Annotated in this window: 17 protein-coding genes; 4 read left to right on the top strand and 13 right to left on the bottom strand. The window is 49.7% G+C overall.

Going from position 1 to position 26,604, the window contains the following annotated elements:
* Positions 1–170: 170 nt before the first annotated feature.
* Positions 171–2,273, bottom strand: coding sequence for a bifunctional metallophosphatase/5'-nucleotidase (locus B0X71_RS14750; protein ID WP_077590135.1), 2,103 nt, complete (start codon positions 2,271–2,273; stop codon positions 171–173).
* A 296-nt stretch (positions 2,274–2,569) separates the two neighbouring features.
* On the opposite strand from B0X71_RS14750, the gene B0X71_RS21020 reads away from it, so the two are divergent.
* On the top strand, positions 2,570–2,716 hold the full coding sequence (locus tag B0X71_RS21020; protein ID WP_156889885.1) for a hypothetical protein: 147 nt from the start codon (positions 2,570–2,572) through the stop codon (positions 2,714–2,716).
* A gap of 318 nt (positions 2,717–3,034) precedes the next feature.
* Here the strand turns inward: B0X71_RS21020 and csaB are convergent, their stop codons facing one another.
* The 5 genes from csaB to B0X71_RS14775 all read right to left on the bottom strand — a co-directional run bounded on the left by csaB (position 3,035) and on the right by B0X71_RS14775 (position 10,670).
* Positions 3,035–4,108 carry a polysaccharide pyruvyl transferase CsaB gene (gene csaB, locus B0X71_RS14755; RefSeq protein ID WP_077590136.1) on the bottom strand — a complete coding sequence of 358 codons (1,074 nt, stop codon included), beginning with the start codon at positions 4,106–4,108 and terminating at the stop codon, positions 3,035–3,037.
* Positions 4,105–5,973, bottom strand: coding sequence for a DUF5693 family protein (locus B0X71_RS14760; RefSeq protein WP_077590137.1), 1,869 nt, complete (start codon positions 5,971–5,973; stop codon positions 4,105–4,107). The genes csaB and B0X71_RS14760 overlap by 4 nt, the downstream gene beginning before the upstream one ends.
* Before the next feature lie 62 nt (positions 5,974–6,035).
* Positions 6,036–7,589 (bottom strand): putative polysaccharide biosynthesis protein, encoded by a 1,554-nt coding sequence (locus tag B0X71_RS14765; RefSeq protein WP_077590138.1) that lies wholly within the window; start codon positions 7,587–7,589, stop codon positions 6,036–6,038.
* On the bottom strand, positions 7,586–8,320 hold the full coding sequence (locus B0X71_RS14770) for a WecB/TagA/CpsF family glycosyltransferase (protein ID WP_077590139.1): 735 nt from the start codon (positions 8,318–8,320) through the stop codon (positions 7,586–7,588). Before B0X71_RS14770 ends, B0X71_RS14765 begins: the two co-directional genes overlap by 4 nt.
* A gap of 370 nt (positions 8,321–8,690) precedes the next feature.
* Positions 8,691–10,670 carry an S-layer homology domain-containing protein gene (locus B0X71_RS14775; RefSeq protein WP_077590140.1) on the bottom strand — a complete coding sequence of 660 codons (1,980 nt, stop codon included), beginning with the start codon at positions 10,668–10,670 and terminating at the stop codon, positions 8,691–8,693.
* A gap of 407 nt (positions 10,671–11,077) precedes the next feature.
* Here B0X71_RS14775 and B0X71_RS14780 point away from each other — a divergent pair, with 407 nt between their 5' ends.
* Positions 11,078–12,682, top strand: a complete 1,605-nt coding sequence (locus B0X71_RS14780; RefSeq protein WP_077590141.1) for an N-acetylmuramoyl-L-alanine amidase — start codon at positions 11,078–11,080, stop codon at positions 12,680–12,682.
* A 98-nt stretch (positions 12,683–12,780) separates the two neighbouring features.
* Positions 12,781–14,433, top strand: a complete 1,653-nt coding sequence (locus tag B0X71_RS14785) for a S8 family peptidase (RefSeq protein WP_156889886.1) — start codon at positions 12,781–12,783, stop codon at positions 14,431–14,433.
* Positions 14,434–14,575: 142 nt separating this feature from the next.
* Here the strand turns inward: B0X71_RS14785 and B0X71_RS14790 are convergent, their stop codons facing one another.
* Together B0X71_RS14790 and B0X71_RS14795 are read right to left on the bottom strand one after the other, a co-directional pair.
* Positions 14,576–16,402: an IS1182 family transposase gene (locus tag B0X71_RS14790; RefSeq protein WP_077590142.1), complete on the bottom strand. Its 1,827-nt coding sequence runs from the start codon at positions 16,400–16,402 to the stop codon at positions 14,576–14,578.
* A 283-nt stretch (positions 16,403–16,685) separates the two neighbouring features.
* On the bottom strand, positions 16,686–17,696 hold the full coding sequence (locus tag B0X71_RS14795; protein ID WP_232336709.1) for a C40 family peptidase: 1,011 nt from the start codon (positions 17,694–17,696) through the stop codon (positions 16,686–16,688).
* Between the two features lie 346 nt (positions 17,697–18,042).
* Between B0X71_RS14795 and B0X71_RS14800 the strand changes: the two genes are divergently transcribed.
* The gene (locus B0X71_RS14800; RefSeq protein WP_077590143.1) at positions 18,043–19,080 is read left to right on the top strand and encodes a C40 family peptidase; all 1,038 of its coding nucleotides are present in this window, start codon (positions 18,043–18,045) and stop codon (positions 19,078–19,080) included.
* A gap of 52 nt (positions 19,081–19,132) precedes the next feature.
* On the opposite strand, the gene B0X71_RS14805 is transcribed toward B0X71_RS14800, so the two are convergent.
* From B0X71_RS14805 to B0X71_RS14825, 5 genes are all read right to left on the bottom strand, one after another.
* On the bottom strand, positions 19,133–20,731 hold the full coding sequence (locus B0X71_RS14805) for a LysM peptidoglycan-binding domain-containing protein (RefSeq protein WP_077590144.1): 1,599 nt from the start codon (positions 20,729–20,731) through the stop codon (positions 19,133–19,135).
* A gap of 652 nt (positions 20,732–21,383) precedes the next feature.
* The gene (locus B0X71_RS14810; protein ID WP_198038624.1) at positions 21,384–22,331 is read right to left on the bottom strand and encodes an NERD domain-containing protein; all 948 of its coding nucleotides are present in this window, start codon (positions 22,329–22,331) and stop codon (positions 21,384–21,386) included.
* 128 nt (positions 22,332–22,459) lie between these two features.
* Positions 22,460–24,073: a M20/M25/M40 family metallo-hydrolase gene (locus B0X71_RS14815; RefSeq protein WP_077590146.1), complete on the bottom strand. Its 1,614-nt coding sequence runs from the start codon at positions 24,071–24,073 to the stop codon at positions 22,460–22,462.
* 448 nt (positions 24,074–24,521) lie between these two features.
* Positions 24,522–25,961 carry an efflux RND transporter periplasmic adaptor subunit gene (locus B0X71_RS14820; RefSeq protein ID WP_077590147.1) on the bottom strand — a complete coding sequence of 480 codons (1,440 nt, stop codon included), beginning with the start codon at positions 25,959–25,961 and terminating at the stop codon, positions 24,522–24,524.
* Positions 25,954–26,571 (bottom strand): hypothetical protein, encoded by a 618-nt coding sequence (locus B0X71_RS14825; RefSeq protein ID WP_077591022.1) that lies wholly within the window; start codon positions 26,569–26,571, stop codon positions 25,954–25,956. The genes B0X71_RS14820 and B0X71_RS14825 overlap by 8 nt, the downstream gene beginning before the upstream one ends.
* Between the last annotated feature and the right edge of the window lie 33 nt (positions 26,572–26,604).

Below are 26,604 nucleotides of genomic sequence, written 5' to 3' on the forward strand. Positions count from 1 at the left end.
AGCGCCCGCGAGTTCACTTTAAAGCCTTTTGAATGTGCATTAAGAGAATCCGAATTCACTTTAAGGCGCTGTGAAATTACTTTAAGATTCCATAGGCAATCCAAATAGGCAGATAATCTTTGATTGAACACAAAAAAGCCACCCCGGAGGATGGCTTCAAACTCATTTCTTTACTTCAGTTCGTCCAAGAATAATGAAACGATTTTCACTGCTTCTGCATGTGAAACGGCTGCATTCAGTTTGAACTGTCCGTTATGACCTTCAACGATTCCGAAATCATATAGCATAGTGATCGCTTTTTGTGTTTCAGCATCTGCCCGTTTCAGATCTTTGAACGGCGCAAGTTCGCCAGCCACGTAGTCATCACCGGCATAATCGAACGCGCGGTTCAAGAGAAGAGCCAAGCCCGCCCGTTTTACAGCTTTATTTTCCTGGAACTTGCCATCACTGAGGATGCCTGCTTCCACTGCTGCAGCGATTGCTTCTTCGACAGTTGCCGCTTCAATTCCGGCCGCCCGGACTGCGAGTGCTACGGCTTCGCCTTGTTTCAGCGCTTTGTCCGCTTCGAATTCTTCACCGAACAGGCCATCAAGGAGACCGTTGTAGTAAAGGTTCTGCACGTACGGGTAGATTTCGTCAAGGATCGAGATATCCGCATATGGCACTGTCAGGTTAATGCGCCCTTCCACTTCAGGGCTGACTTTGCCGAGTGTTGCAATATAATCGATGAACATCTGGTAGTCGATATTGCCCGGTTCGCTCACACGGCCATCCGCGTACGCTGCAGCGAAAACATCATAGCCATCGCCGCCTTTAGCGGTGAATGTGTTTGTTGCGACTTTATAAAAAGCGGCCGGGTCCAGTGCTACCACTTCGTCATTGCTTGTGATGTAGACCTCGCTGATGCGCTCGCCTGCAGGTGCAGTCGGATCAAACGCGAATTTCAGGCCCGCCACTTGGAGGAATCCGCCGCTCGTTGTCGGATAGGCGCTTACGCTGTGCTCGAGGGCCGCGATGATTTCCGCGCCGCTCAGCTCCATAATCGCAAGGCTATTGCCGAACGGCATTACAGTCAGGACTTCACCCACTGTAATATCTCCCGTGTCGATTGATGCCCGGATTCCACCGCCGTTTTGCAGCGCGATGACGGTTTCAGGGTCGATTTCCTGAGCTGTCGCCAGCATACCGTCAGTAATCAGGTTACCTAGGTTTGTTTCAGAAGTCCGCACGTCTCCGCGTGCGCCGTTCAGTACAACTTCCGCTTCCGCACCGGTGGACTGGTTTTTCAATCTTTCAATTGCCGCTGTGTATGGTGCCAGAAGTTCTGCAGCTTCCGCATCGGCAACTGCGCTTCCAACCGGGTGAAGCGTTCCGTCGAATGATGTGATGACACCCGCCTCGTTGAACGTGACGTCCAGTTCACCGACTGCGTTGCCATACTGGCCCGCCTGGACGATGACAACCGGTTCTCCGTCTTCATTAAAGACAATCGGTTCCCCTAACTCGGTGTGCGTATGTCCGCCGACGATCACGTCAATGCCAGCCACTGCTTCTGCAAGCAATCGGTCATTATCGTATAACCGTGAGTCATCATATCCGAGATGCGTCAGTGCTACGATTTTATTGACACCGGCTGCTTCGAATGCCGCGACCGCTTCTTCAGCAGCAGCGATGTAGTTTGAGAAGTCCACTTCACCAGGGCTTGAGATATCGGCCGTTTCTTCGGTTGTCAGACCGAAGATCCCGACTTGTTCCCCATCAATTTCTTTGATGATGCCGCTGTAGATTTCACCGTTTTCAAACTCGGATGTATAAACATTATTCTCGAAAGCCGCCAGGTTGGTGTCTTGTGAGAAGTCCGTATTCGCGGAGACGAACGGGAACTCAGCTCCAGCGATGAATTCAGCAAGGGCCGCATGTCCTTCAGGGCTCGCGCCAAGATCGAATTCGTGGTTTCCGAATGTCATTGCGTCATATTGAAGCAAATTCATGAAAGCCAAATCCGCCTGCCCTTCAAACTCGTTGAAGTACAGCGTTCCCGAGAATACATCTCCAGCGTCCAGCAAAAGATTATTCGGATTCTCCGCCCGAAGCTGTTCTACCACTGTCACCCGTTTCGCGACATTTTCCAGATGTGCATGCGTGTCATTCGTGTGCAGAATCGTCAGTTCGAAATCCCCTTCTGCCGCTGTTGCCGCTATCGGAGCCTGAAGTCCGATTGCACTGATCGTCACTGCCGATGCAATAGTCGCCTTAACCGCTTTACTCTTCATCTGACACCATCCTTCTTAGTTTTCGAATAATTGCCCTTAGAATAACTCCTGAATTAAATTTCATACCGGCAATTCAAAGGACAAGTAACCGCTTTCAGTTTAGCATGCCGAAATTCTTCCAACAATAAAAAACTTATTTATTTATGTTTTTTACAAATCGCCTATTAATTGAATCAATTTCATAATTATGAGGCCTTGCGACTCTAAGGCGGTCAGAAGTAAAAAAAGGAACACCTCCCCAAATCCTGTATAATGGACGTCACCACAACACACCAAAACAGGAGGGGAAGCGCTCTATGCCTATTATAAGACAAGATAACCTGTTTGACATGCAGGAATTATTCGAAATAGCACCTACCCACCGGTTCAATGCCATTTTTTCGACATTGGAACTGGGTCCGCTTCTTCGCATTTTTGATAAAAGCCGTTCCTTTTTTGTCTAGGAGAAACGGGAACTTGCGCGACTCCTGCGGAATAACTGGCTGGTAAGATCCCGCCGCACGGAACGGGCGGCGAGGCTTGCCGGTCAGTCCGCGGAAAGCAAGCGGGTTCCCGTCCGTCCAACTTTTTGGTGAATTCACAGATTCATTTTTTAGAGGAAAAATGCTCAGAAAAGCAGTCTGTGCTTTTTTAAACATGCGATTTATGAAATCGGCTCAATTATATCGCCATTTTACAAGCGAGCAACAGACATGAATGCTTCCCCCTTCATATAAAAAAAGCACGCCTACAGAAGCTGCGGCGTGCAAATCAATCTTTGTTTATTTTCGCAAAGCATCCAGAACAAGGTTTGCTGTCCCGGCGGCTTGTTTTTGCAGCGGAAGGGCTTTCTCATTAAGCTTTTCCGCTTCTATAGCATAGTTTTTCAAAATACGCTCAGCCGCCGCCGTAAGATCTTTATGATTCCAATCCTGCGGACTGACGCTGCCGATCACTCGCTGGCCTGTAATGGAAGCAAACGAATCGATTTTCGGATCATATGAAAGTGCGAGGAATGGCGTGGAGCCGGCTGCAGCAAAAATCAGCGCATGCAGCCGCATGCCGATCAGCAGGTCCACTTCGCTGATGATGGCCATCTTTTCTTCTATCGAGCTGTCATGTGGTGCAATCAATGCTTCTTGTTGCATCATCGCCGCCGTGCGCTCCGATGTTTTTAAATCATGCTCACCGTGCATCGGCACGAAGACAATCCGGTTGCCGCGTTCTGCGAGTTCATCGAGCGAAGCGGCGATATCATTCAAGTAGTCCAGGTTTTCTGTCCAGTCCCGGACAGAGACAGCAATAGTCTGGATTCCCGGGTCTTTTTCAAGCCAGTTGCTCTGGAAATCACCAGGATTCAAGCCCATAACGGGATCAGGAACAACGGTGATCGACCGGGTAATACCGATGTCTTCCAACAACTGCTTTGACTGGCTGTCTCGTACGGTCAGCAATTCAGCTTTCTGAAGAACTTTCTTCATCAGCAGACGGTTGGCTTTTCCGCTCACTGGTCCCATACCCTGGGCATAGACAAAGACCGGCTTTTTCATCCATTGCGCTAATTTGATGACACCAAGATAATATGGAATGCTTTTAGGGCCGGTCTTGTCCTGCAGCAAGCTGCCCCCGCCGCTGATCAGCCCATCCGACTGCTTCAATGCGGCTCTGACTTCTCCTGGTTTCCAGCGGTTCACTGCGTTGACGCCGTAGGTTTCTGCGGTGTAGGCAGGATTATTCGAAAGGACGGTGATCTCCACCGCCGGATCCCACTCCCGCAGCGCCCGGATGATGGCGAACAGGATGGCCTCATCTCCGACATTATCAAATCCGTAATAACCTGACAGTACAATATTCATGTCTGCCACCTCGCTTTAATCTGATTCACGACCCAGTCCCCGATCAGTTTATAAATCCCAATCAGCCCGAGACCGATCAGGAATCCGAGCACGATGCTATAGAAACTTCTGAGTACAGAAACCAATAGCGGGATATGGAAATGCGTGAATGTGTTGACCAGTGATAAAAAGCCGATTACCGCCGGTATCAAGATGAAATAGCTGGCCCGTTCATACCGTTTGGCAATATAGAGGGCGAAGACGAACAATGGAAGCCCGATCAGAAATTCCTTTGTCCGCGGTCGCACATAAAGCAATTGCTCCAGCAGCTGCCTCGCCTGAATTTCAAGAGTGCTCACCGTAGCGGCGTTCCCCGTCCGTTGGATGTAATAAAAACCGATTGCCGCAACCAGACCGAACAGCAGGATATGCCAGTATTTTATATCGAGCTTAAGTATATCCGTAATCTTCCCCCAGAACGCATAAAGCGCAACGAAAGCGATCGGCAGGATATACACGAGCTTCACCCCTCTGAACAATTCCGTTCCAAGGATAAATTGGTTGCCGTTCAGCAGAACCACGATGAGCCAAATGCCGGCAAATGTAATTCCTACTGCTTTCAAATATGAAAATAGCAGGTAACCCTTCTTGTCAGGATCCCGCGGAACCAGCACGGCGAACACTGGTGCTGTAACAGCGACGGCGAGTGCCATCCCTTTCAGCAGGATGCTTGAGCCAAGGACAAGATATACCAAGGAAAGCAACGAAAACAATGCAATGGCGCCGATGGTCAGCCAGCGCCGGTTGAAGACAGCTGCAGCGGCCAGACCGATGAAGGCGACAGCTCCCGCTAACGCAATCGCTATCTGCCAAAGCGGCACATCGATTTGATCAAACGTAACCGCTTCCCCTCGCATATAACGCGGGAATATCCCGGCATTCACCGCTGTCTCCAATTCAGACAGTGTTTCAATCGCTTCGCTGTATTCCGGGATGCCGACATTCAGGAACACCACTTTGATATTCCGTTCTTTGACCGCCCGGATGATCCGATCAGCCATTTCGTCGACATTCGTTGTGTACAGCGGAAGGCTGTGCAACCGGATGACGTCGAATTCGGTTATATATGCCGCCGTATTGAAGCCTTGCTGGGTCGCCAATTCGATGTTCAGCAAATCGAATCCGGCATTTTCAAGTTCACGGACAAAGTTCTTCAACCGGACGGGGTCATCGTAAAACGGCAGTTTGTGTCCCGAAAACAGTACGCTGTCCGTATTTTCGCTGTAAAGCGCAAGAAGCTCTCCTATGTTCTCGTCCAGCCGGTCATCATCCGACTGATGAGCGATTCGCGGAATGACTGCCATTCCGGCGGCTTCAATCGCCGAAATTGCTTCCGTATTATATACAAGCGGAGCCGACTTAAGTTCATCCGGTTGGCCGGGCACGAATATGTATGAGACCTCCCCGATTTCCGTCGCCCGTGTGTCCGTGAAGTTATCCCTGATCACTGACCGGTAATCAGGGCCATTTTCCATGTAGACAAAAATCCCTCTCGTATCAAAGAAATCCGAAAGTGGTTCTTCTCCATTCAGTAGAATATGCTCCCGAATTGTCGCAGAACTGATAATGGAAATCTCTCCCCATTGTTCGAGTGTCCGCAAATTGATCGGCTCTACGCTAATGCTTTGAACGCCCACTTCCTTCAGACCCTCGAGCACTTGCTCCAACTCAAGGTCCGGCTCTCTCGTAAGCCATCCGTCGATTACATGAAACGGAATGGCGGTTTCAATTGTCTTACTGCCTTCTTCCACAGTGACGCGTTCATAGATAGAAGGAATGGTTAATATAATGGCTGCAAGAACTATACCCATTAATGCTTTCTGCACTGACTACACACCTTTGATTGTTTATTGTCCCAAAACTGTTTCCGACTGTTATACATACCCTCTTATTTAATGAATGACCGGATTACCGGAATTTTATTCAGCAAACGCTTATCAATGACGTTCAGCATCAGCAACAGACTGCCGTAGATGACAGCGCCCGCTGACGCAGAAGCGGTCAGATACAAAAATGCGATGCCGCGTGTCCATTCTGCCACTTCGAAAAACACGAGCGGCAGCCAGACGATCCCGCCCATCACAAGCGCGGCGATGATCCCTGCCACTGCCTTTTTCGATAAAAAATTAAATTTCGTGTGTTTCCAAATGAAGTACGTATTCACCAAAAATAGAAGAAGATAGACAGCAGTTGTGGAAATAGCCGCGCCGAGCAACCCGTACCATTGGATGAACAGGAGGTTCAGCAGCGCTTTCACCGTCACCCCTCCAACGATAATCCAAGCAGCCAGTTTCGCTCTATTGATGCCTTGCAGAATGCCCGTACCGAGAACCGTCATGGACGTGAACAATGAACTGAATGCGATGACCGCCAGCACGGCACTGCCTTCCAGGTTCGTAAACAAGGCCAAATTGACTGGCAATGTCAGCACGGTCAGTCCGATGGCAGCCGGCAATGAAATGAGGTAACCGAGAAAATATGTATGCTCAAGATCGCGTTTAACTCCCAGGGCATCACCGGCCGCAAGTTTGGCGGATACGGATGGAATGAGCGGCAAGACGACGGATGTCGCGAATACGGAGACAATTTGCACAAGCGCAAGTCCCCGGCCATATATACCGTATAGATAGATAACATCGTCATCCGAATTACCGAATACCCGCAATGCGTTCGGTATGGTGACGGAATCCACCAGATTGAGGAGCGCCATGGTAATGGAACCGATGCTGATCGGAATGGAAATCGCAAGAATCATTTTACCTGTGCGCGTAAACTGGCCTCGGATGCGATTTGCATTTTTTTTGACGCGGAAATCGGAACGGCTGTATAAATACCGCAAATACATGAGGGAAGCGGCTGCCCCAATGACCGAACTGATCATGATTCCGCCGGCTATTTCCCGGGCGCTGTAGAGCTGGCTGACCATATAGACCGCGATGACAAGGATTAAACCGACCCGTATGAATTGCTCGATCACTTGTGAAACAGCTGTCGGCGTCATATCGCCATGCCCTTGAAAAAATCCCCGGTACACAGCCATATACGGAGCGACCAATAGCGTGCAGCCCACCACAATGAGCGCCGGGCGGGTCGCCTGTCCGCCAATCACGGCAGCGATCTGCTCCGAGAAGATGAAAATCAATGCGAAAAACAACGCTCCAAAAACCAGTGCTAAAATGCCGGACGTATGAAAGATCTTGCCGACCTCGTCCGGCTTATCCTGTGCCCGGGATTCTGCAATCAGCTTCGAAATAGCGATCGGAATACCTGCTACCGACAGTGTCAAGGCAACCATATAGACCGGGTAGACGAGTGTGAAAATCCCCAGCACTTCATCGCCGGCGATGTTTTGCAATGGAATCCGGAAAAGGCTGCCCAACACTTTTGATAACAGGGCCGCAATGGATAAAACCAGCGTCCCTCTTATTAATGCGTTGTTCATTTCTTCCGGGAAGCCTTTCCACGCAAAATAACCAGCGCAAACTTCGGCAATACAAGCATTCTTTTCCAGCGGGAAGGTTGCTTCGCGAGCCGGTAAAACCACTCGAGATTCAGTTTAATCCATACATCCGGCGCCCGATTTACATTGCCGGAAAACACATCGAAACTTCCACCTACCCCGATGAATACCCCTTTATCAAATAACGGCAGGTATTTGCCGATCCATTGCTCCTGTCGGGGGAAACCGAGCGCAACAAAAACCAGATCCGCACCTGATTCTTTAATCGCTTCAGCCACGCCAGGATCCTGGCGGTCAAAAAAGCCGTTCTGGTGTCCGGCAATCTTGACGTTCGGATACTCCTCGCGCACCTTTGCCACTGTAGCCTGCAGCACTTCCTCCGCCGCTCCCAAAAAATAGACGCTGTAACGCTGCCGGTCAGCCACTTGAAGCAGATCGAGCATGATGTCATATCCGCTCACCCGTTCCGGCAGTGGATCACCGATGATCGAAGCGGCTTTCACAACACCGATTCCGTCGGCTGTGATGTAATCCGCCTGTTGAAGGATTCCCCGATACTGCTCGTCTTGGAGCGAATGCATGACAATTTCCGGATTTGCAGTCACGACAAATGTTTTACTTTTTTGTTCCACATGCCGCTGCAGCGTTTCTATGAACGCCTGTCGGGTCGTGTGCAGAAACGGCACTCCTAAAATATCAATCGTTTTCTTCATCTTGTTTTTCTCCTTAACTTGACGCCTTGTTTCTTTTTCCTACTATAACACAATTGAAGCATAATAAACCGGGTGAAACGTATGGTATGAGCACCTCCGACTCTGCTTAAAACGGCAATCAGCTTAGACAAAAGTCCTCCCGCTTTAGTTGAAGAGAGCAATTACACGGAATTTAACGCCGGCACCTTTCTTGTAAACCATACAATAATGAACAAAGGTCGGAGGTCGCGGACAAGGAAAAAAGAAATATCAAGCGGAAGAAAACAAGCAGGGTCAATTGAAAGAACTTCTGCAATAAATCAAAAAAAGAATACCGCACAGGAGACCGCAGCCTCTTGCACAGTATTCTTCTTTTTTGCCGTCCTGATAGTTACTTCGCAAGCGGAAGAGCTTTAACAAATTCTCCATACGCGCCATTTCCATAAACATGCGCATCGTCAAATGCCTTGTCTTCAGACTGGACATGGAACCAAGTTGCGCCGTTCACAGTAGCCTGTCCTTTGATAATGACCGGGACGTTTGTATGAAACAATTTATACATCACGGTATCCGGCGCTGTTGCTCCGGCGATTGTCCGGAAGTTTAAACCCTCCACATTCGTATAGCCCAGCTGATGCTTGTAGATATCTTTTTTGCCAAGGTATAAGTCGGTCCGATACATATGGCCGGCGATCTTTTCACCCCAGTATGGATCTGATGCATAGCGCACATTCATACCGATTGCCTTGTTGCCAAGAATAGATCCGTTATAGAAACTGCCGGTTACTTTATGGTAGTTTGCATTGATTTTCTTAGCAGCATCTTCAATGGATTCCTTGAAAGTAGCGTAGGTATAAGCGCCATTGTACGCGTCCCCGTCGACTGCCCCGTAGCCGAACAGGTTGTTTTTATCCTGCGCAATTTTACTGGTTCCCCAATTGCTTTCATGAATTGCATGGGATAGTAAGTACAATGCGTTCACTTTATACTGCGCTTCGATGTCTTTGAAGAATTGGCCACTGCCTGCAAGCGGACTTTCGGTCCATGTTTTTCCGTAGATCGCTTTCCCGTAATACGGGAATTTATCTGTTAAGTATTTATCGAGTTCTTCAGCCGTGTAATTCGTTGCTGACGAAAGCGGCAGTTTATTGAAATACTGATGCGCCTCGACCACTTTTGCGCCGGAAGCGTTGAAGAAGACCGCGCCATCCTGGCTGTAGTATTTTGTTCCTGGCACAAGCCCAGCCGGCGCTGTACCGATTACGCCAGTCGATGAATATTTTTCACTCAAGTGATTGAATGGCCGATGAATGAGTCCACCGTTTGCCACTTCATAGTAGGAACGGCCTTTCATCATTTCATATGGAATCAGCATGATCGTGTTCGATTTCACATAGCCTGGTTTGCCTGCAAGTTCCACTCGTGCGTATCCGGCTTCAGCGTCGATATACTTCATTTCCGTTCCAGTCGGAATATACGGGCGGTACTGGCCGCCGAGCTGACCGGAACTCCATTGGAGACTAGCGCTCGGATAGACATAGGAGAATGCGCTGCTGACTGCGACTCCATTCTCCATCCAGACGATCTGGCTGCTGTGTTCAACCACTTCTGCTGATGCATCCGCTTTGGCGAATTGCTTCGCCTCTTCAAAAGTCCCGAATTGCTTAACCGCTTCTGTCTGTCCATTTGTGATGGCTGAAGCTTGGTACGGGAGCGGCGCCGGCGGATAAATAACTTCTCTTCCTCTTAAAAGCACAAGAGCCACCATCCAGCGTTTCGAATCTGCTTTCGGTTGAAATTCTCCAACCAGATTCCCTTCCATGATTTTTAAATGACCCAAAATCCGGGCATCTTCAGCATGATACTTGGCGATGCTGGCTGTATCCACATACGTCAGCGGTGCGATTTCAGCGATATTCACGACAATCCCTTTCGCTTCCAGCCCTCTCGAAATCATGCTTGCCATCTGCTCGCGGGTAATCAAAGCATTCGGCCGGAAAGTGTTATCCGGGTAGCCTCTTACAATCCCTGCATCCACTGCGGCAGCAATCGGCTTAGCGTACCATGCGTCCGCTGAAACATCGCGGAAAGTGGATTCTTCAGTCGAATCGCCTGCCGGCAGTCCCGCTTCTCCACTTCCTCCTAATTCAAAAGCCTTGACGATCATTTTAGCGAACTGGGCTCTACTGACTTCCCGGTCCGGTCCGTAACTGCCATCCGGATACCCGGTGATCGCCCCGAGAGCGATCATCTCCCGCATCGCCTCTTCATATTTATGACCTGTCAGATCATCGGCCGCATTACTATTCTGCGGGAATATCAGTGAGAATATCAAGCTCGCTATAATGGCTGCACACAACATTTTTTTCATTTCTCTTTATTTCCTCCCATATGTTAATATTTTTCTATTTTTTACCTTTTTATGTATTAAAGTTACTTAAAAATGCTCCTTTCTATCGTTTATTCTTTTCATAAATAAGTAACTATGCCTTTATCCTCCTTTGCCGATAGCTGGATTAAGTCGCATAAGACTAAGGAATATGAAGCAACGATCCTTATCTATTCTAATCCTTTTTACTGCTCAATCTTATTTTATTTATCGGTATTTTTGGCCTATTTTGTGCTAAAATCTCTTTAAAGCAATTTATATCGGGATACTATATCCTTATTTTCACCAAAACCGGTTGTTTTTTACGAAACAGAACAAATAAACTGTGTGTATACCCGTTGTGGACAGCGGGTAAACAAATAAACAATTAAAGGAGAAATTTCGCCCACATGAAGAATGCTAGTACACGACTTTTGGCGCTACTCATCCTCTCGGTTTTTGTGATTTTGAATTTTGGTACCTCACAGGTATCTGCCAGTAATCCATTCACGGATGTCTCCTCATCAGACGAGGAAATTATTTATCTATGGAACAAAGGACTTATCAACGGAACATCCAGCACCACATTCAGTCCAAATAGTTCTGTCACTCGTGAACAGGCTGCCATCCTGATCGGTCGAATTTTGGGCTATGCGTCAACACCGCGGGAAACGGATTTTTCAGATGTTCCATCATCCCGTTATAGTTCCGGATACATTCAGACAGCAGTTGAGAATGGCATTATCACTGGTTATCCCGATGGTACTTACAAACCTAAGGCAACAATGACACGAGGCGAAATGGCTTTCCTTCTAAGTCGAGCATTCAACCTGAAAAACACAGGGCCTGTCTTTTTTAGAGATGTTAATGTAAGCACAGATCCAAAGAGCTTATATTTAGCAGTCAATAAGATAGCTACTAAGGGAATTTCAAATGGTACCGGAAATGCGAATTACTCGCCCTCACTTAAATTAACGCGCCGCGATTTTGCAGTTTTCGCAGCCCGGGGCTTGGAATCTTCATTTAGAGTTACATTCCAGAATGCGACAATCGATGAATTGGCCGCTACTGTGGATAGCTTGAATATCAGAACCGGCCCAAGCTCGACTTACAGTACAGTCGGAAAAATCAATAAAGGCACAGTGGTTTCAGTTTATGGCTATCATGGCGATTGGGCGTACGGTAAAACCGGAAGCTTATTGGGTTATATACATAGCGCATATCTAAACGAACCTGCTCCACCCGCTCCTGCTAAGCCTGCTTACATCGCTGAATTGGTCTCAACAACAGACAATTTGAACATCAGATCCGGCCCTGGCACGAGCCATGGAGCGATCGGTCAAATGGACGCCGGTGATAAAATTCAAGTCCTCAGTTATGATGGAAGCTGGGCGTACGGACAGATTGGAACATTGAAAGGTTATGTCCACTCCGCTTATCTTGTAAATCCGGCAGCTCAGAAACGTTACATCGCGATCGATCCAGGCCACGGCGGATCTGATCCGGGCGCTGTTGCAAACGGACTTGTGGAAAAAGAAATTAACCTTGACGTCTCAAAACGTGTACAGAAGCTATTGCTCGCTAAAGGAATCTCGGTCTATATGACACGTACAACAGATGTTTACCCGACACTCTCTCAACGCGTCACCAACAGCGTAAACAGCGGTGCCAATGCATTCGTCAGCATCCATGCTAATGCTTACACGCCGGCAACAAGCGGATCAGAAACGTTCTATTCCGCGGCGCTTGATCAAGTTGCAACCGACAGCAAACAACTGGCGACTTTCATCCAGAACCGCTTGTATGTGGCGATGAACAATAATAACCGCGGTGTGAAAGAAGCATCGTATCAGGTGCTCCGCACCAATCCGATGCCTGCCGCACTGACGGAACTCGGCTTCATGACTAATACGTCCGATGCAACGAAGCTTGCCTCTTCCACTTACCGGGACCGGGCAGCAAGTGCTATCGCTGAGGGTATCGAAGATTACTACAACTGGAAAGCAAAAAATTAAAGTTAAAAAGACGAACGGTTCTCGTTCGTCTTTTTGCTTAAATTGTATTCGCTGACCTATTACGCCTTGCATATGTGATATCCATAGGAGTGATTGTATTGAGAACCAATCTGCTTTTTGTTATTTTGCTGCTCGTCTTTTTTCTGTCTTTACCGATTTCCCCCAGCGCTGAAATGGCAGGATCCGAACCGGTCATCATTTCTTTTGAGGAAAAAATCGACTACGAGTTACTTGAAGAGCTCGGTGCCGTCATCCACGAGGAACTCACTGAGATTTCCACCGTCGTGGCGACTGTGCCCGAACGGCCACTTGTGACGGCCGCAGCTACTTCAGCTGACATTCATATTGAGGAAGACCAAATCGTGCAAGCGGCGGTTCAGACTTCTTCCTGGGGCCTTCAGAAAATTGGCGCCTCCCACGCAGCCGCGCTCGGCTACACCGGAAAAGGAGTTAAGATCGCTGTTTTGGATTCCGGGATAAACGGCTCGCACCCTGATCTCAAACTGGCCGGTGGCGCTTCATTTATCAGCGGCAGTGATTATTTCAATGACCTTTTAGGGCATGGAACCCATGTCGCAGGCATCATCGCTGCACTCAATAACGATATCGGCACAGTCGGTGTTGTACCGGATTCTTCATTGTATTCTGTAAAAGTATTATCGGACACCGGAAGAGGGTCGCTGTCCACAGTATTGAGCGGCTTGGACTGGGCCATCGCGCAGCAAGTTGATTTGATCAATTTGAGCCTCACCACAGAATCGGATTCACCCGGATTAAAAGCAGCGCTGCAGAAAGCGTATGATGCAGGCATACTCGTCGTTGCCGCTTCCGGAAACAGCGAACAGCTGGATGGCACTCAGGTTGATGTACTTTATCCCGCCCGCTACTCTTCTGTTATTGCAGTTGGTTCCATCGGCAAGGACAATAGCCGGTCGTCGTTTTCTTATTATGGCCCTTCCGTTGAATTCGCCGCTCCCGGTGAAGCTGTCAGAAGCACACACACTAACCCTGATACATTGACGCATAATGATTACGGTTCGCTTAGCGGCACTTCTGTCGCAACACCTTTTGTTACCGGTGTTTTCGCCCAGTACATCGAAGCGTATCCGTATTTATCGAATAAACAAATCCGGGAAGTAGTCAAACGCAACGCGCTGGATATCGGTCCTACCGGCAAGGATATACACCATGGCTACGGACTCGTGCAGTCTCTCCATACACAAGCATCGCTGTTCCCGGATCTGCCGCTTGTAAAATGGTACTTGCCTGCTATTGAAAGCATTGTCAGCAAAGGTATCATCACCGGTTATCCGGACGGTACTTTCCAACCTGAACATGCCATCTCCCGCGAACAAGCCGTCGCCATGATCGGCCGAGCAGTTAACCTGGAACCTGACACATCCATTAACGTCTTCAGCGATGTGCGGCCGGCCAGTTTTGGAAGCGGCTATATCAATAGCGCTTACAAGCTCGGTTATATCGAAGGCCGACCGGACGGAAATTTTTATCCGGCTGATTCAGTTACACGAGGAGATGTCGCAGTCATTCTGCAGCGCGTCTTCAATTTCTCGAAAAGTGGCGAAAGTTCCTTCCGGGATGTGCGGCCGACGATTTACTATGCGGATGCCGTGCAAGCCGCTTATGAAAACGGGATTGTAAATGGATTCGAAGACGGCACTTTCCGGCCAGGTGAAGCAATCACCCGCGCCCAATTTGCAGCCATGCTCCATCGCGCCTTGCTGCTTCCGTAGAAAAAGCAAAAATGGCCCTGTCCGGATGGTTGGACAGGGTCGTTTTTTCAGTTTACCGTCAGGGTTGACTGGAATGGGACCTTGTAGTTAAGCATCATAATTCCCTTGCTCAAAAAAAAGAACCAGTTACAGTGAGAGTGAGCTACACCCTAGCACAGATCATAAGTATTGAAAACAAAAAGGGGCTGTCCAAAAAGCCCCCTAAATTAAAAACAGGGAGAGAATAACCAATCGGTTGTTCTCTCCCTGTTTTTTTAAAGTTCGCTTTTTCGGAAAGTGACCGGAGGAAACCGGCCACTTTCCGAAAATTATGCGCCATGGCGATGAGTCCGAATTCGATGTGCACTTTCTGAAGCCCCCGGAGATGGAACCGGCGGAACGCCAAATTGCCCTTGATATCGCCGAAACCGGTTTCCACCTCGATTTTTCTTCGGGCGTATACCAGTTTTCGGTCCTCACATTCAAGGGCTTCTTTCGCTTTCATTTTCAATTCCTCGTAGACCGGGTTCCAGTGAACCTGACGGTTCCCTTTCGCCTTGGTACACGATTCTTTCAGCGGACATCCGGTACAGTCTTCACATTCGTAGATTCTATAGGACTGAACAAAGCCCGATGCATTTTTCTTCTCCTGATATTTTTTGAAAACGACGCGGCGGCCGTTTGGACAGATGAATCGGTCATCCGCTTCTTCATACGTCCAGTTTTTCGCGTTCCATTCATTGTTTTTAAACTTCTTCGTCTGCTCTTTCAGATAGGTGCCATACGGGATCAGGAAGCCGGCAAGCGGTTCTTTTTCATCCCCGATCAGGTAGAGGTAGTTCTCTTCGCTTCCATAGCCGGCATCCGCGACGATGGTCTTCGGCATAGGCAGGGCAGATGCCTGCAGCTCTTCCAGATGTGGAATCAGGCAGCGAGCATCTCCTGGGCGCTGATGAATGGTATAGAACAGTACAAATTGATTCTCGGTCGCCATCTGGATATTGTATCTGGGTTTCAGCTGGCCATTCTTCATATGATCTTCCTTCATCCGCATGAATGTGGCGTCCGGGTCCGTCTTCGAGAAGCTGTTGCGCTCTCCACAGACGGCGAGCTGTTCCGCATACGTTTCTTGGCGAGGAATGAAGTTTTCACGAATCAGTTTCACTTTCTTTTTCAGGAGACTGTGCCGTTTGCGGAGTCCTTTTCTGTTTTCCACAATCTCTTCCTCAGCAATGAGATCCGTCAGGATGTCCATTTGGTCTTCCAGCTGGTTCGCAACTGAAGCCAATTCCGCAGCCGCCGGCTCCTCGGCCAGCTGGCCCAGTTCCAATCCCTCCGCCTTGGCAATCTCCTGGATCTCCTGAAGCGTTTCCTGGATTCTGATTTTCAGTTTCGCTTCCCGCCCCGTCACCGCCTTACGGAAGACAAAGCTATACTTATTGGCGTCCGCTTCCATCTTCGTCCCGTCCAGGAAGTAGTTCTCAAACTCGACAAACCCTTGCCGGTGAAGTTCCAAAACAGTGAACTCGAATAACTGATCGATGACCGCTCCCATTCGGACGCTCCGGAAATGGTTGATGGTCCGGAAATCCGGTTTCTGCATCGCCGCCAGCCAGATCGCCGGAAGATCCTCGTGCAGCATCGTGGCGATGCCCCGGCAGGAATAAACTTTTTGGGAATAGGCATAGAGAATAACTTTGAGCATCAGTTTCGGGTGGAAGGGTGGCCGCCCGCCGCCAGGGTAGCAGGCGGTCAACACCTCATCGGGGAAAGCCTCAACCAACTGATCCACCACACGAGCCACATGATGGTCGGGAATCAGGGCGCCAATATCAGGAATGGATAAGGCCTGGGTCGGATCATACGGTTTGAATGCGGGCGCCGGCCGGCGCCCTTGGGTGGAGACTACGATTTCATGTTCAAGTAATTCACCTGACGGAAGAGGTGGTTGCATGGTATAATCGGTAGAAGCAATCGTTGGATTGCGCATAAAAATCGTCCTTTCTGAGTGGTTGTGTGGTAACTCCCATTTTACAGAAACGGACGATTTTTGTATGCATTGATGACTTGACTAGCGGGAAGGCCGGCGGCGACTCCTGCGGGACCAGCACGAGCTGAAGACCCTGGACCGAGCCCAGCGAGGGAAGCGTCTGAAGCCGTGCCCGCGGAAAGCGTCCGCCGGGCCGAACCCCAGCTACTTCTTTACGAATAGAAAAAGGAACTGCCCCTCGAGGTCATTTTTCATGACCTTTCGGGACAGCCCCTTTTCAGATTTATTTATTGCCAAGCGCCCGGTAAACGAAGAGCGAGAATTCTGCCCGGGTCGCATTGGATTCCGGATTGAATACTCCGCTTCCATCACCTTTTGCAAGTCCGTTCGAAGCGACGATCAAGATATCAGACTCTGCCCAATGACCGCTGATATCCGAGAATGCGACTGAGCTTCCTGTCATTTGCAAATCGAACGCCCGGTTCAGGATCACGGTGATTTCCGCGCGCGTGATCGGATCTTCCGGATCAAACGTACCGTCACCGCGACCATATACGATTCCAGCTTCCGCAACTGCGTTAATATAGCCTGATGCCCAATGGCTGCTGGAGACATCAGGGAATTTGGATCCGCTGATTTTACTTAACCCCAGTGTTCGGGCGATCATTGTCGCCGCTTGCGCTCGGGTAACTTGATTATTAGGGCTGAAGTAGCCATCGCCCGTTCCAGTTACAATGCCTCTTAATGTCAGATCTTTGATCGCCGCTTGTGCCCAGTGTCCGCTGGCTACGTCGTGATATTCCCCAGCAGCAAGTGACGTCACTTTCGGTTCTTCGACTCCATTAACGCGTCTGGCGCCTAGGTATCTTGGCTTCCAGTAAGGATTGGTATTGATATCCGAAATCGCGATCCCTTCACTTTCGGCAGAGATGACATCGCCGTTTCCGATATAGATGCCGACATGCGACAAGCCGGACTTATATGTATTTTGGAAAAACACAAGATCGCCTTTTTGGAGATTGCTTTTTGAAACGTAAGTCCCAACTCCGTACTGAGAGCTTGACGATCTTGGAAGCGAGATACCGAAATGCGCGAATACATAACTTGTAAATCCGGAGCAATCGAAGCTGTATGGCCCATCTCCTCCATACTTGTACGGTACACCAAGGAACTTCAGTGCATAATCAGCGACCTCATCAGGGGTTGCAGTTGCCGCATTGGCTTTGGTGGCAGTAAATACATTCACAGGAATCAGCAGCGAGAGTACGAGCATTAACATGATAAGTTTTTTCAATTAGTCACCTCGAGAGTTTTTTAGTTTCCGCAAGTTGATCAAACATGGAAACGATTGTTTTGTTAACTATATCCTTAGTCTAATATAAAATTAAGAAACATAATGTTACTTTTAGATTACAAGTATGTAACAAATGAATCAGATAAATGTATTCACTCTCCTCTTCCAATGCTTTGTAATTTAGTTCTTAATCGCTTCTGCTGTAAGTAAAAACGCTATTTTACGTTTTCTTTTTCAAAAACCTTTTATTGTTACATTTATATTACAGCCTTGATTGTACTTGCGCTGCTAGGTATTGTAACCTAAACTAAGGACACTACTAGTTACTTTGGAGGAGTTTAATAGGATGAATAAAAAGACCTTATCTGTTGCCGCTTCTGTCATTTTATCGATTGCTCTTTCAGCGAACAGCGTATCCGCCAGCAATTACACGGTCCAAAGCGGCGATACACTGTGGGGAATCGCACACAAGCACAGCATTTCCGTTTCCGCCCTGAAACAATGGAACAGCTTGACGGATAACACCATTGTGCCGAACCAGCAGCTGCGCGTTTCAGTTGACAGCACCGCGCCTGCAGCTTCGCCTTCTGTACCGGCAGCTCCTGTCTCTTCCGGCACTTATACCGTAAAAAGCGGCGACACGCTTTATCGCATCGCCCTTGAATCCGGTTCTTCACTTGTTGAATTGCGGCAATGGAATAATTTGCAGACAGATGTCATTTATGTCGGACAGCAGCTTAAGGTCTCTTCATCCTCCGCTCCGGCTCCCGCTTCTCCCGCGCCGGCAGCTCCGGCTCCGGCACCTGCACCTGCACCCGTTTCTTCAAATATCGTTACGTACCGAGTTGCGGCAGGCGATACACTGAACCGGATCGCCGGGAAATACAGCGTCAGCGTAAGTTCCCTCAAAACGTGGAACAGCCTGACTTCGGATCTGATCTATATTGGCCAGTCCTTGAAAATCAATGGAACAGCCGCTGCCGTCCCGGCTCCGGCATCTCCGCCGGAAGTCGCGGGAGAAAGCAACCGGAATCCGATCAGCATCGCGACGCCCCTCCTCGGAGCGCCATACGCATGGGGCGGCACGACACCTGCCGGCTTTGACTGCAGCGGCTTTATCTATTACGTATACAAGCAGGCCGGATCGTCGATGGGCCGGACCAATACGACCGGCTATTACAATTACGCCGTATCCGTAACTGCCCCTCAGCTTGGCGACCTGGTCTTTTTCCGGGATACATACAGAAGCGGCATTTCCCATATGGGCATCTACCTGGGCAATCGTGAATTCATCCACGCCGGCAGCTCGGGCGGCGTGCAGGTGTCCAGTCTCGACAATTCTTACTGGAAATCAAAATTTGACAGCTTTAAGCGATTCAACTAATAAAACACAAAAAAACGCGGCAACCGGCAATCGGTTTCCGCGTTTTCATATTTTATTGACGGGAGAATAAGTGAACCCAATAATCCGTACCGGCTTCATCCACTGCATGACCAACCCCCATTTGCGTATAGCCCGGGTTCAGTAAATTCGTCCGGTGGCTGTCCGAGTTCATCCAGCCTGTCATGGCTGCGCCTGGTGTCGTATATCCGATCGCCAGATTTTCGCCGTACATCTGGTAAGAATACCCGAAGTTATACGCCATCTCAAACGGCGATCCGTATGTCGGAGAAGTATGATCGAAATAATGATTCGCGGCCATGTCTTCCGCTTTCACCTGCGCAATGCGATTCAATTTTTCATCTGCAATCACAGGAGATGCGCCTGTTTTGCTGCGCTCCAGGTTAACGAGTTCAATGCTGCGCTGCTCGTCTGCCGACAGCCCTTCCTCGCCGCTGATGATCGGCTGTGATTCTTCAGCCGGCGCCGCTTCTTCAGCCGGCTCTTCTTTCGCCGATGTTTCTTTCACTGGTGTTTCTTTTGCCGGTGTTTCTTTTGTCACCGTTTCCTCTGCCGGGTCAAAAGAAGAAGGCACTTTCAGTTCCTCTCCGATGTCGATGATGTTTGACTGCAGGTTATTCCACTGCTTCAATTCATCGACCGATACGCCGGCATCCAAGGCAATGCTGTAAAGCGTATCCCCACTTTTAACAGTATAGGCACCAGCCGGAGCGGCAGATTGTTCTTCCGCTGGAGCCGGTGGTTCTTCAATTGCCGGTTCTTCATCGGAAGGCTGTGTTTCCTCTGCCGGTTCAAAAGAAGAAGGTACTTTCAATTCCTGCCCGATGTCGATGATATTTGACTGCAGGTTATTCCACTGCTTCAATTCATCGACCGATACGCCGGCATTCAATGCAATGTCGTACAGCGCATCGCCACTTTTAACGGTATAAGTACCGGTCGGCACGGCAGATTGTTCTTCCGCTGGAGCCGATGATTCTTCTTCAGCTGTTTCAACCTGCTTGTCTTTTGTACTTTCATTTGCAAGGGAAGCGGCATAATCAAGCGCCCGGTCGATAATGACTGCAAAATATGCCCGGGATATTCCTTTATCCGGTTCAAATGTATCCGCCGTCGAGCCTTCCAGGATGCCCAGGCCGGCTACAATTTGTGTATACTCATGCGCCCAATGCGGGCCGGGTACGTCTTTGAATACCGGCGTCTCTTCTGACAGCTGCAGGTCAAATGCTTTAACGAGCAGTTCTGCCGCTTCACTCCGCGTCAATGTTTCATTCGGATTAAGCGCTTCTGTATTCGTCAGAATGCCCTGCTCGACCAAGGCAATCGCTTCCTCGTATGCCAGGTCGCCCGGCTGCAGATCCAAAAATTCCGGCACAGCGGAACTGTCGAATTTGCCCAATTCCAGATTCAAGGCGTTGGCAAGAATCTGTATCGCTTCATCCCGCTCAATCGCTTTATGCGGATTGTATGTTTTATCCGGCGTTTCCCCGATAACTTCAGCGTCTTCCAGTTCATATATCGCATCAGCTGCCCAAAAATTAGCCGGCACATCACGGAACGGCCCATCCTCGGCAACAGCTGCCGGTATTGCTGCCCCAAAAACAATTGCGAGTGCAAAAACCCATTTCTTCATGCAGAACTCCCCTTACTTGATCGATTTCCCCATAACCCTCTTTTCCAGATACCCTTATATTATCGTTAAAGTACAACAAAAATAACCGACTTTTAGCACATTTTTAAGAAATAAATTGGGTGTATCGGCTCTTGAATCAACGGAAAGCATCTCAAATAGAAATAGGAATTTTCTTCACACCCTGCGTCTTGGCATCGGTTTTATTACTAGCTCCTTATAGCTTACCATGGATAGCGGTATTTAAATACTTTAAGGGTTATCCTCCTTAGAACTTTCCCTTCGCAATTAAGACGCAGCAAATACCTGGAAGTTGCCGGGAAAAGAAAAGTTGTATTCGCGGCCCGACTCTCAGGTGGGCACACTGGAGGGAGCGTTCAGAGTTTGAAGTATATTCGGATCTCCCTACTGCGCACCCGGCTTCTTTTAAAGGTGTTTCCAGGTTTTAAAACGCACTCAACTTTTTTTAATGTGCACTCATTTCTCCTTAATGTCCATTCACTCAGCTTTAATCGTCACCCAGCCCATTTTAAAATGCACTCGTCCTCCCGGTGAAGGTTCTTCAAATTTTAATGGTCATTCTTACTATAATCTCATCTGCTTCATCGCTTCCCCCTCTTGATTCCAATAAAAAAAGCCTTCCGCTCAGGAAGGATTAATGCTTTTTCGCATATCTTCTATACTTCTTACTTCCGCTTTCCGCCAAATCAAAGCTCTTCAGCATACGCTTGGCGACATCGGCTCGCTTCACACCAAGAAATTGCTGGCATTCGCGCGTGGAAATGTCTGTTTTCAGGAGCATGAACCAGTCGTCGATCGCCTGATAGTGAGCGTCTGTACTATAGGCATGACAGCTTCCGCATTTCCACCGCCGCGCAGCATATTCCATGCTGAAACGGCCGCAGTTGGAACAGCAAACGCCCACCGTCACATCATCCGGGTGAATTTTAAATGTCCGGATGACCGGAGATGGATCGTAATCCCGGTGCGCTGAAACCAGCAGCCTGCCCAGTGTCAGCATGTCTGCTTCTGAAATCAGCGCCTTGCCCAGGTCCATCTTGGACAAATGATAATTGACTTCCCGGGCGGCGAGCAGGCGCATATCAGCAGGCGGCTGTTCGACGACTTGCGAAGGATAGGCGACGACGATCAATGGGATGACAGGCAATAGGATGCCCGCATTCCGCATGAAGCGCTCGATTTTCAGCATGGTCGTCCGCACTTGGATGACCGGACAGTCGTGGATTTTCAGCGTGCCGTCCGATTTCACCTGATGCAGTGCCGCCGGATTCGACTTGAAATACAGCTTCCCCTGCATGTTCTTGACTTCGAGCAAAAAAATACAGCTTCGGGTGATGACGAGCGTGTCCGCCTGACACCAGTACGGACCGGGCAATGCCAAATCCCGCAGAACCACGTGCGCATATGCCGGACTGAAATGATCCATGATGCCATCAAAATGCACTTCACCGCCGAACCCTGCACGCACCGACTCCAGTCCTTCCATGATACGCCCCCATTCTGGATGCTGTTCCGGCAGGCGCCGGAGCAATGCTTCATAGGCCGCCAGTTTCTTTGGCGGTGTCCGGTATTTGATGATCAATCGCTTCTCTCCTTTTTGATTCGAGTGTACCGCGTTTATTCGAATAAATCCCGTTTTTTTCCAAATTAAAAATTTGCCGGCGCTATATGGGGCAAAACGGGGATTTGACAGCAAAAATAAAAGCCGCATCAGCTGCGGCTTTTCACTAAAATGGTTTTGATCATATCTTCAAGCAGGACTGGCATTTCGTCAAAAGCGTTGCGTTTATGGAGACGTTCGCTCCGCTTGTGGGCATCTTTGCCGAACGGACCGACGTTCATGACCGGCGCATTCAGCCGCTTCATCGTTTCAAACGGAATGCTATAGTCATCACCATAAATCGGCGTGTTGTTCTCGTAGACGATCCAGCCGTCGCCCCGATCTCCATAATTGACGTAGCTGAGATCCGACATGCCGTTGAAATAATGTGCCTGCGTGATGGCCAGCCCGAATTTACTGCGTGCATTTTCGGTGATTTGTTCCACGCATGCCTGGACGAGCGGGTCACCCGTCGAATTCACCGGCGGGTAGAACGGCGGCGCGAACAGCAGCACGATGGCCGGCGTCAGCTCCTGGCAATTAATGAGGAGAACGTCGGTGATGTGCATCGATTTTTCGCGGACGTCCCAGCCCGGATGCATGACGGTGTCCGTCAGAATATCCTTCACGTAATCGCGTCCGAATTTACCGGTGGCATACTCGACGAGCTCATCGAACCGGAGGACGCTCACTTCACCGACCGGCTGAATGCCTTCCCGCATACACATATCGAGATAATCCTGGTTGCAGTTTGCCGCTGCTTCGCGTGCGACCGCTTCGAATTGCTCGAGCACATCATCCGCATCCTTTTTCATCACAATCACGTTATAGTAGGCGCTCGTCCGGTACGGTGTCTGCGCCGAATAGCCCTGTTTCAGGTCCTGCTGCATGATCGTGACTGGAAGCGGCGTTGATTCGCCGTGATCCGTTTCCCGGAATGCTGGATTCCATTCCATGAGCCGGGTCAGATATGTGGAAATATAGCTTGAGCTGATACCGGCGAGCGGTGAGCCGACATGCGTTTCCCGGCCATAAAATAATGCGGATGGCAAAATCTTGCCGATCGAGCCGGTGTAGACGTAATGGTTCTCGTCGCCGGGCTGCATCGGAAATACCGGTTCGGCATTCAGGAATAACACATACTCAAGCTGATAATGACGCGCGAGATAGAGCAGTTTTTGGGTGCCATAGCGCATGCCGGCCGAATTCACTTCTTCATCCGGCACCGTGATGAGGACAAGGTTGATCGGCCATTGTTCGGCTGCCGCTTTTTCGATCATCGCCATATGTAAAGCCAGTCCTGCTTTCATGTCCATGATGCCGCGTCCAAACAAGTACTCCCCTGACTTGAGATCCGCCAAGGCATCCGCATATAATTCGCCCGGAACGTTTTTGAAGGCAGCCGTTAAGGCCTCCGGGTAATAAGCCAATTCCTCCAGGTCACCGTACTCCTCAGTACCGACTGTATCGAAATGACTGATCAGCACGATCGTCTCCGCCACATCCGCATGCTTGTACAACGCCGTCAAATACTGACGCCCCCAATTCACCTGGCCCAGTTCGAGGTGTTCCGGGTTCTCCTGAAAATATGGAATAGCTTCCATCTTCTCTTTCAATTTATACGGAAAGACCTCTTCTCCCTCAGTCAATGAAACACTTTGCCAGCTGACCAATTCGCATACAAGCTGCTGCAGCTTATCCGGTGTGTCCCAAAACAAGCTCATATCCCCGCCTCCTTCAGATTGCCTTATTCCCTTTCATTATAGCGAATTCATGCAATCGATGCTGACATTTATCTGCGACAGGTAGTCAAGCGGGTACCTAAGTGAGTGACGGCGAGAATGTGATTGACCAGGCGATTGTGATTGATGGTGAATTCATGAGTTTATATTGAGTCATGTTTTAAGGTGGAAGTGAATTTGCTTTGAAGTTCCTTTGGGAAAAGCTAGTGGGCATTGAAAATTGAAGACACTGCTATGACAAGCTGAATGCATTTTAAAATCGGCTGAGTGATGATTAAAGCCGGGTGAGTGCTCTTTAAGGAGAACTGAGTGCTCTTTAAGAAGAACTGAATGCTCTTTAAAAACCCGAGATACTTCCAAGCGAATTACCATCCGCTTCATTCCTTTTACAACAAAAAAAAGCCCGCTTCCGCGGGCTTTTCATCGTCTTTTATTCAAATAAATAAGGCACGTAGTCTTCCCAATAGGAGTTCCCGACCAGATCCCAGTCCGGCCATTCAAGCGGCATCGGCATGAAGATGGCCGGCGCTTCCCGGTAGTCGGCGAGCTGGCTTTCATTGAGCACGACGATTTCGGGCGGCACGCCGCCTGCCAATATGGTGCGGCCATACAAATCGAAGTCGATGGTGATTGGCACCGGAGCTGCACGCCCTTCCGGTGTCAGCGCAAATACGTAGCCGGTGTCATTTTCCAACCGGCCAACGATCCACGATTCCGGCAGGGCGACGGCTTCTGCCGCTTCTTCGGTGATGATGGCGGCAGTGGCCGTGCTGCCGAACGGCAGGCCGGCCGCAGCGAGCCATGGATCCGTCACTTCGGTGTCGGCTGCTTCTTCCGTAACGGTTTCCTCGTCAATGACAGGTTCAAAGTCGGCGACGATGTCGAAGTCAACGGCGTAGAAAGCCATCGGGTTGGCCGGCGTTTCCGGTTCCAGCACACGGTAGGCATGGAACCATTCGTCACTGCCGGCCGGCACTTCGGCGATTTCCCGGATGACGGCCGGTATGGCGGCATCGAGGCCCGGCGCTTGGATGTATGCTTTGTCGCCCGGCTGTATTTCGAGCCACTGGTCTTCTGTGACATACGTCCGGAAGCTGCGGTCTTCAGAATAAACGACGAGGCTGTTATCCTGGATTTCCGCTATGGTGCCGTTGACCGGGCTGAGCAGTATAGGTTCTGTAATCGTTCTGTTCAGCTGGGCTTCCACCACTTCAATATCACGGGTGATGGCAGCGATTTGCTGTTCGAGCTGAGCAATTCCCGCTGCGTAAGCCCCTTGCTGCGGCACTTCAATATTGATGTCGACATTCACTTCTCCGCCACCGGTGGTTCCATTTCCGTTGGTGCCGGTTCCGTTTGCACCATTCCCATTGGTGCCGGTTCCATTATCAGCAGTTCCATCATTAACAGTTCCATCGGAGCGGGCTCCCGGTATGCGGGTCGTCGTTGATTCGCTTGCAGTGGTATCCTGCCGGTCGAGTTCGTCTTCCAGATTATCAAGCGCCGCTTCGACTTCATCCCGTTCCCGCTCGAGTGCCGCAAGTTCCGTTTCCCAAACCGCACGCTGTTCTTCGGCTTCTTCGGAGTCCAGCATGGCCAGCTCAGCACCGATTTCAACGGGGTCGCCCTGCTTGGCGATCCAGTATTCGACCGCGCTGTCGCCTGGAGCTGAGATGACCGTTTCACTCGCCGGGACTGTGAGCGCAGCTTTTGGAAGCGTTGCTGTGTAAGTGCCGGTATACGTCTCTGCGTAATCGTGGACGTATACCCATTTCGGAAATACGCTGTCTTTTCCGAACAGCAGGATGGCATTAACAGCGATAAAGGCAATGAGCGATATAATCAGAATGGTTTTAAGGAATTTATTCAACTGAACCGCCCCTTTCCATGAAACCGGTCAGGATGTCATCGAACGGAACGTAGCTCATGGATGCCGTGATAAGTGCGCCGACGATATGCGCGAGGATGAGCACCGTCAGAATGAGCCACGGCTTCCATGTCGTGAACGCCCGGGCATAGCGGTATTGAATGCCGATGATGAGCGCCGTGATAATGGTCAGCTGATTGAAAAATAAGATCAGGAACGGTTCATGCAAAAATGTCGCGGCTAACGGTCCGAGTGACAGGAACGATAGCAACACGGTATAGCCGAGTGCGGAGAATACGGCCAGTATAAGCGCTTTTTCGAAAATCAATAAGCTGACGGCGTATGCCTGCATGACGAGTGCCGCCCGCCAAGGCATACGCATGAACAGCCGGAACAGCAGGGCGATGATATATGTATGGAATGCCAGGTAAAGGACTGCCCAAACCAGTGTGCCAAGGAGTGAGGTCCAGCGGGCGATCGTATATGTATCCCATTGACCCGCTGCAAGGATCGGCGTCAGTCCGGCTGTACCCAGCCCCCAAATCTCCCGGACGGCAAACACAAGGAGGCCGATGAGCCAAATCCAGGCGAGCCGGCGACCGAAGTGGCGCATTTTTGCTTCTTGCAGATGACGGACCAAAGCGTG

It is taken from the genome of Planococcus lenghuensis, assembly GCF_001999905.1.
GTDB lineage: Bacteria > Bacillota > Bacilli > Bacillales_A > Planococcaceae > Indiicoccus > Indiicoccus lenghuensis.

What these genes read in the sequence shown, in the direction of transcription:
- B0X71_RS14750 (WP_077590135.1), bottom strand. Translation starts at nt 2,273, where the DNA reads ATGAAGAGTAAAGCGGTTAAGGCGACTATTGCATCGGCAGTGACGATC.
- B0X71_RS21020 (WP_156889885.1), top strand. Translation starts at nt 2,570, where the DNA reads ATGCCTATTATAAGACAAGATAACCTGTTTGACATGCAGGAATTATTC.
- csaB (WP_077590136.1), bottom strand. Translation starts at nt 4,108, where the DNA reads ATGAATATTGTACTGTCAGGTTATTACGGATTTGATAATGTCGGAGAT.
- B0X71_RS14765 (WP_077590138.1), bottom strand. Translation starts at nt 7,589, where the DNA reads ATGAACAACGCATTAATAAGAGGGACGCTGGTTTTATCCATTGCGGCC.
- B0X71_RS14770 (WP_077590139.1), bottom strand. Translation starts at nt 8,320, where the DNA reads ATGAAGAAAACGATTGATATTTTAGGAGTGCCGTTTCTGCACACGACC.
- B0X71_RS14775 (WP_077590140.1), bottom strand. Translation starts at nt 10,670, where the DNA reads ATGAAAAAAATGTTGTGTGCAGCCATTATAGCGAGCTTGATATTCTCA.
- B0X71_RS14780 (WP_077590141.1), top strand. Translation starts at nt 11,078, where the DNA reads ATGAAGAATGCTAGTACACGACTTTTGGCGCTACTCATCCTCTCGGTT.
- B0X71_RS14790 (WP_077590142.1), bottom strand. Translation starts at nt 16,402, where the DNA reads ATGCGCAATCCAACGATTGCTTCTACCGATTATACCATGCAACCACCT.
- B0X71_RS14800 (WP_077590143.1), top strand. Translation starts at nt 18,043, where the DNA reads ATGAATAAAAAGACCTTATCTGTTGCCGCTTCTGTCATTTTATCGATT.
- B0X71_RS14805 (WP_077590144.1), bottom strand. Translation starts at nt 20,731, where the DNA reads ATGAAGAAATGGGTTTTTGCACTCGCAATTGTTTTTGGGGCAGCAATA.
- B0X71_RS14815 (WP_077590146.1), bottom strand. Translation starts at nt 24,073, where the DNA reads ATGAGCTTGTTTTGGGACACACCGGATAAGCTGCAGCAGCTTGTATGC.
- B0X71_RS14825 (WP_077591022.1), bottom strand. Translation starts at nt 26,571, where the DNA reads ATGCGCCACTTCGGTCGCCGGCTCGCCTGGATTTGGCTCATCGGCCTC.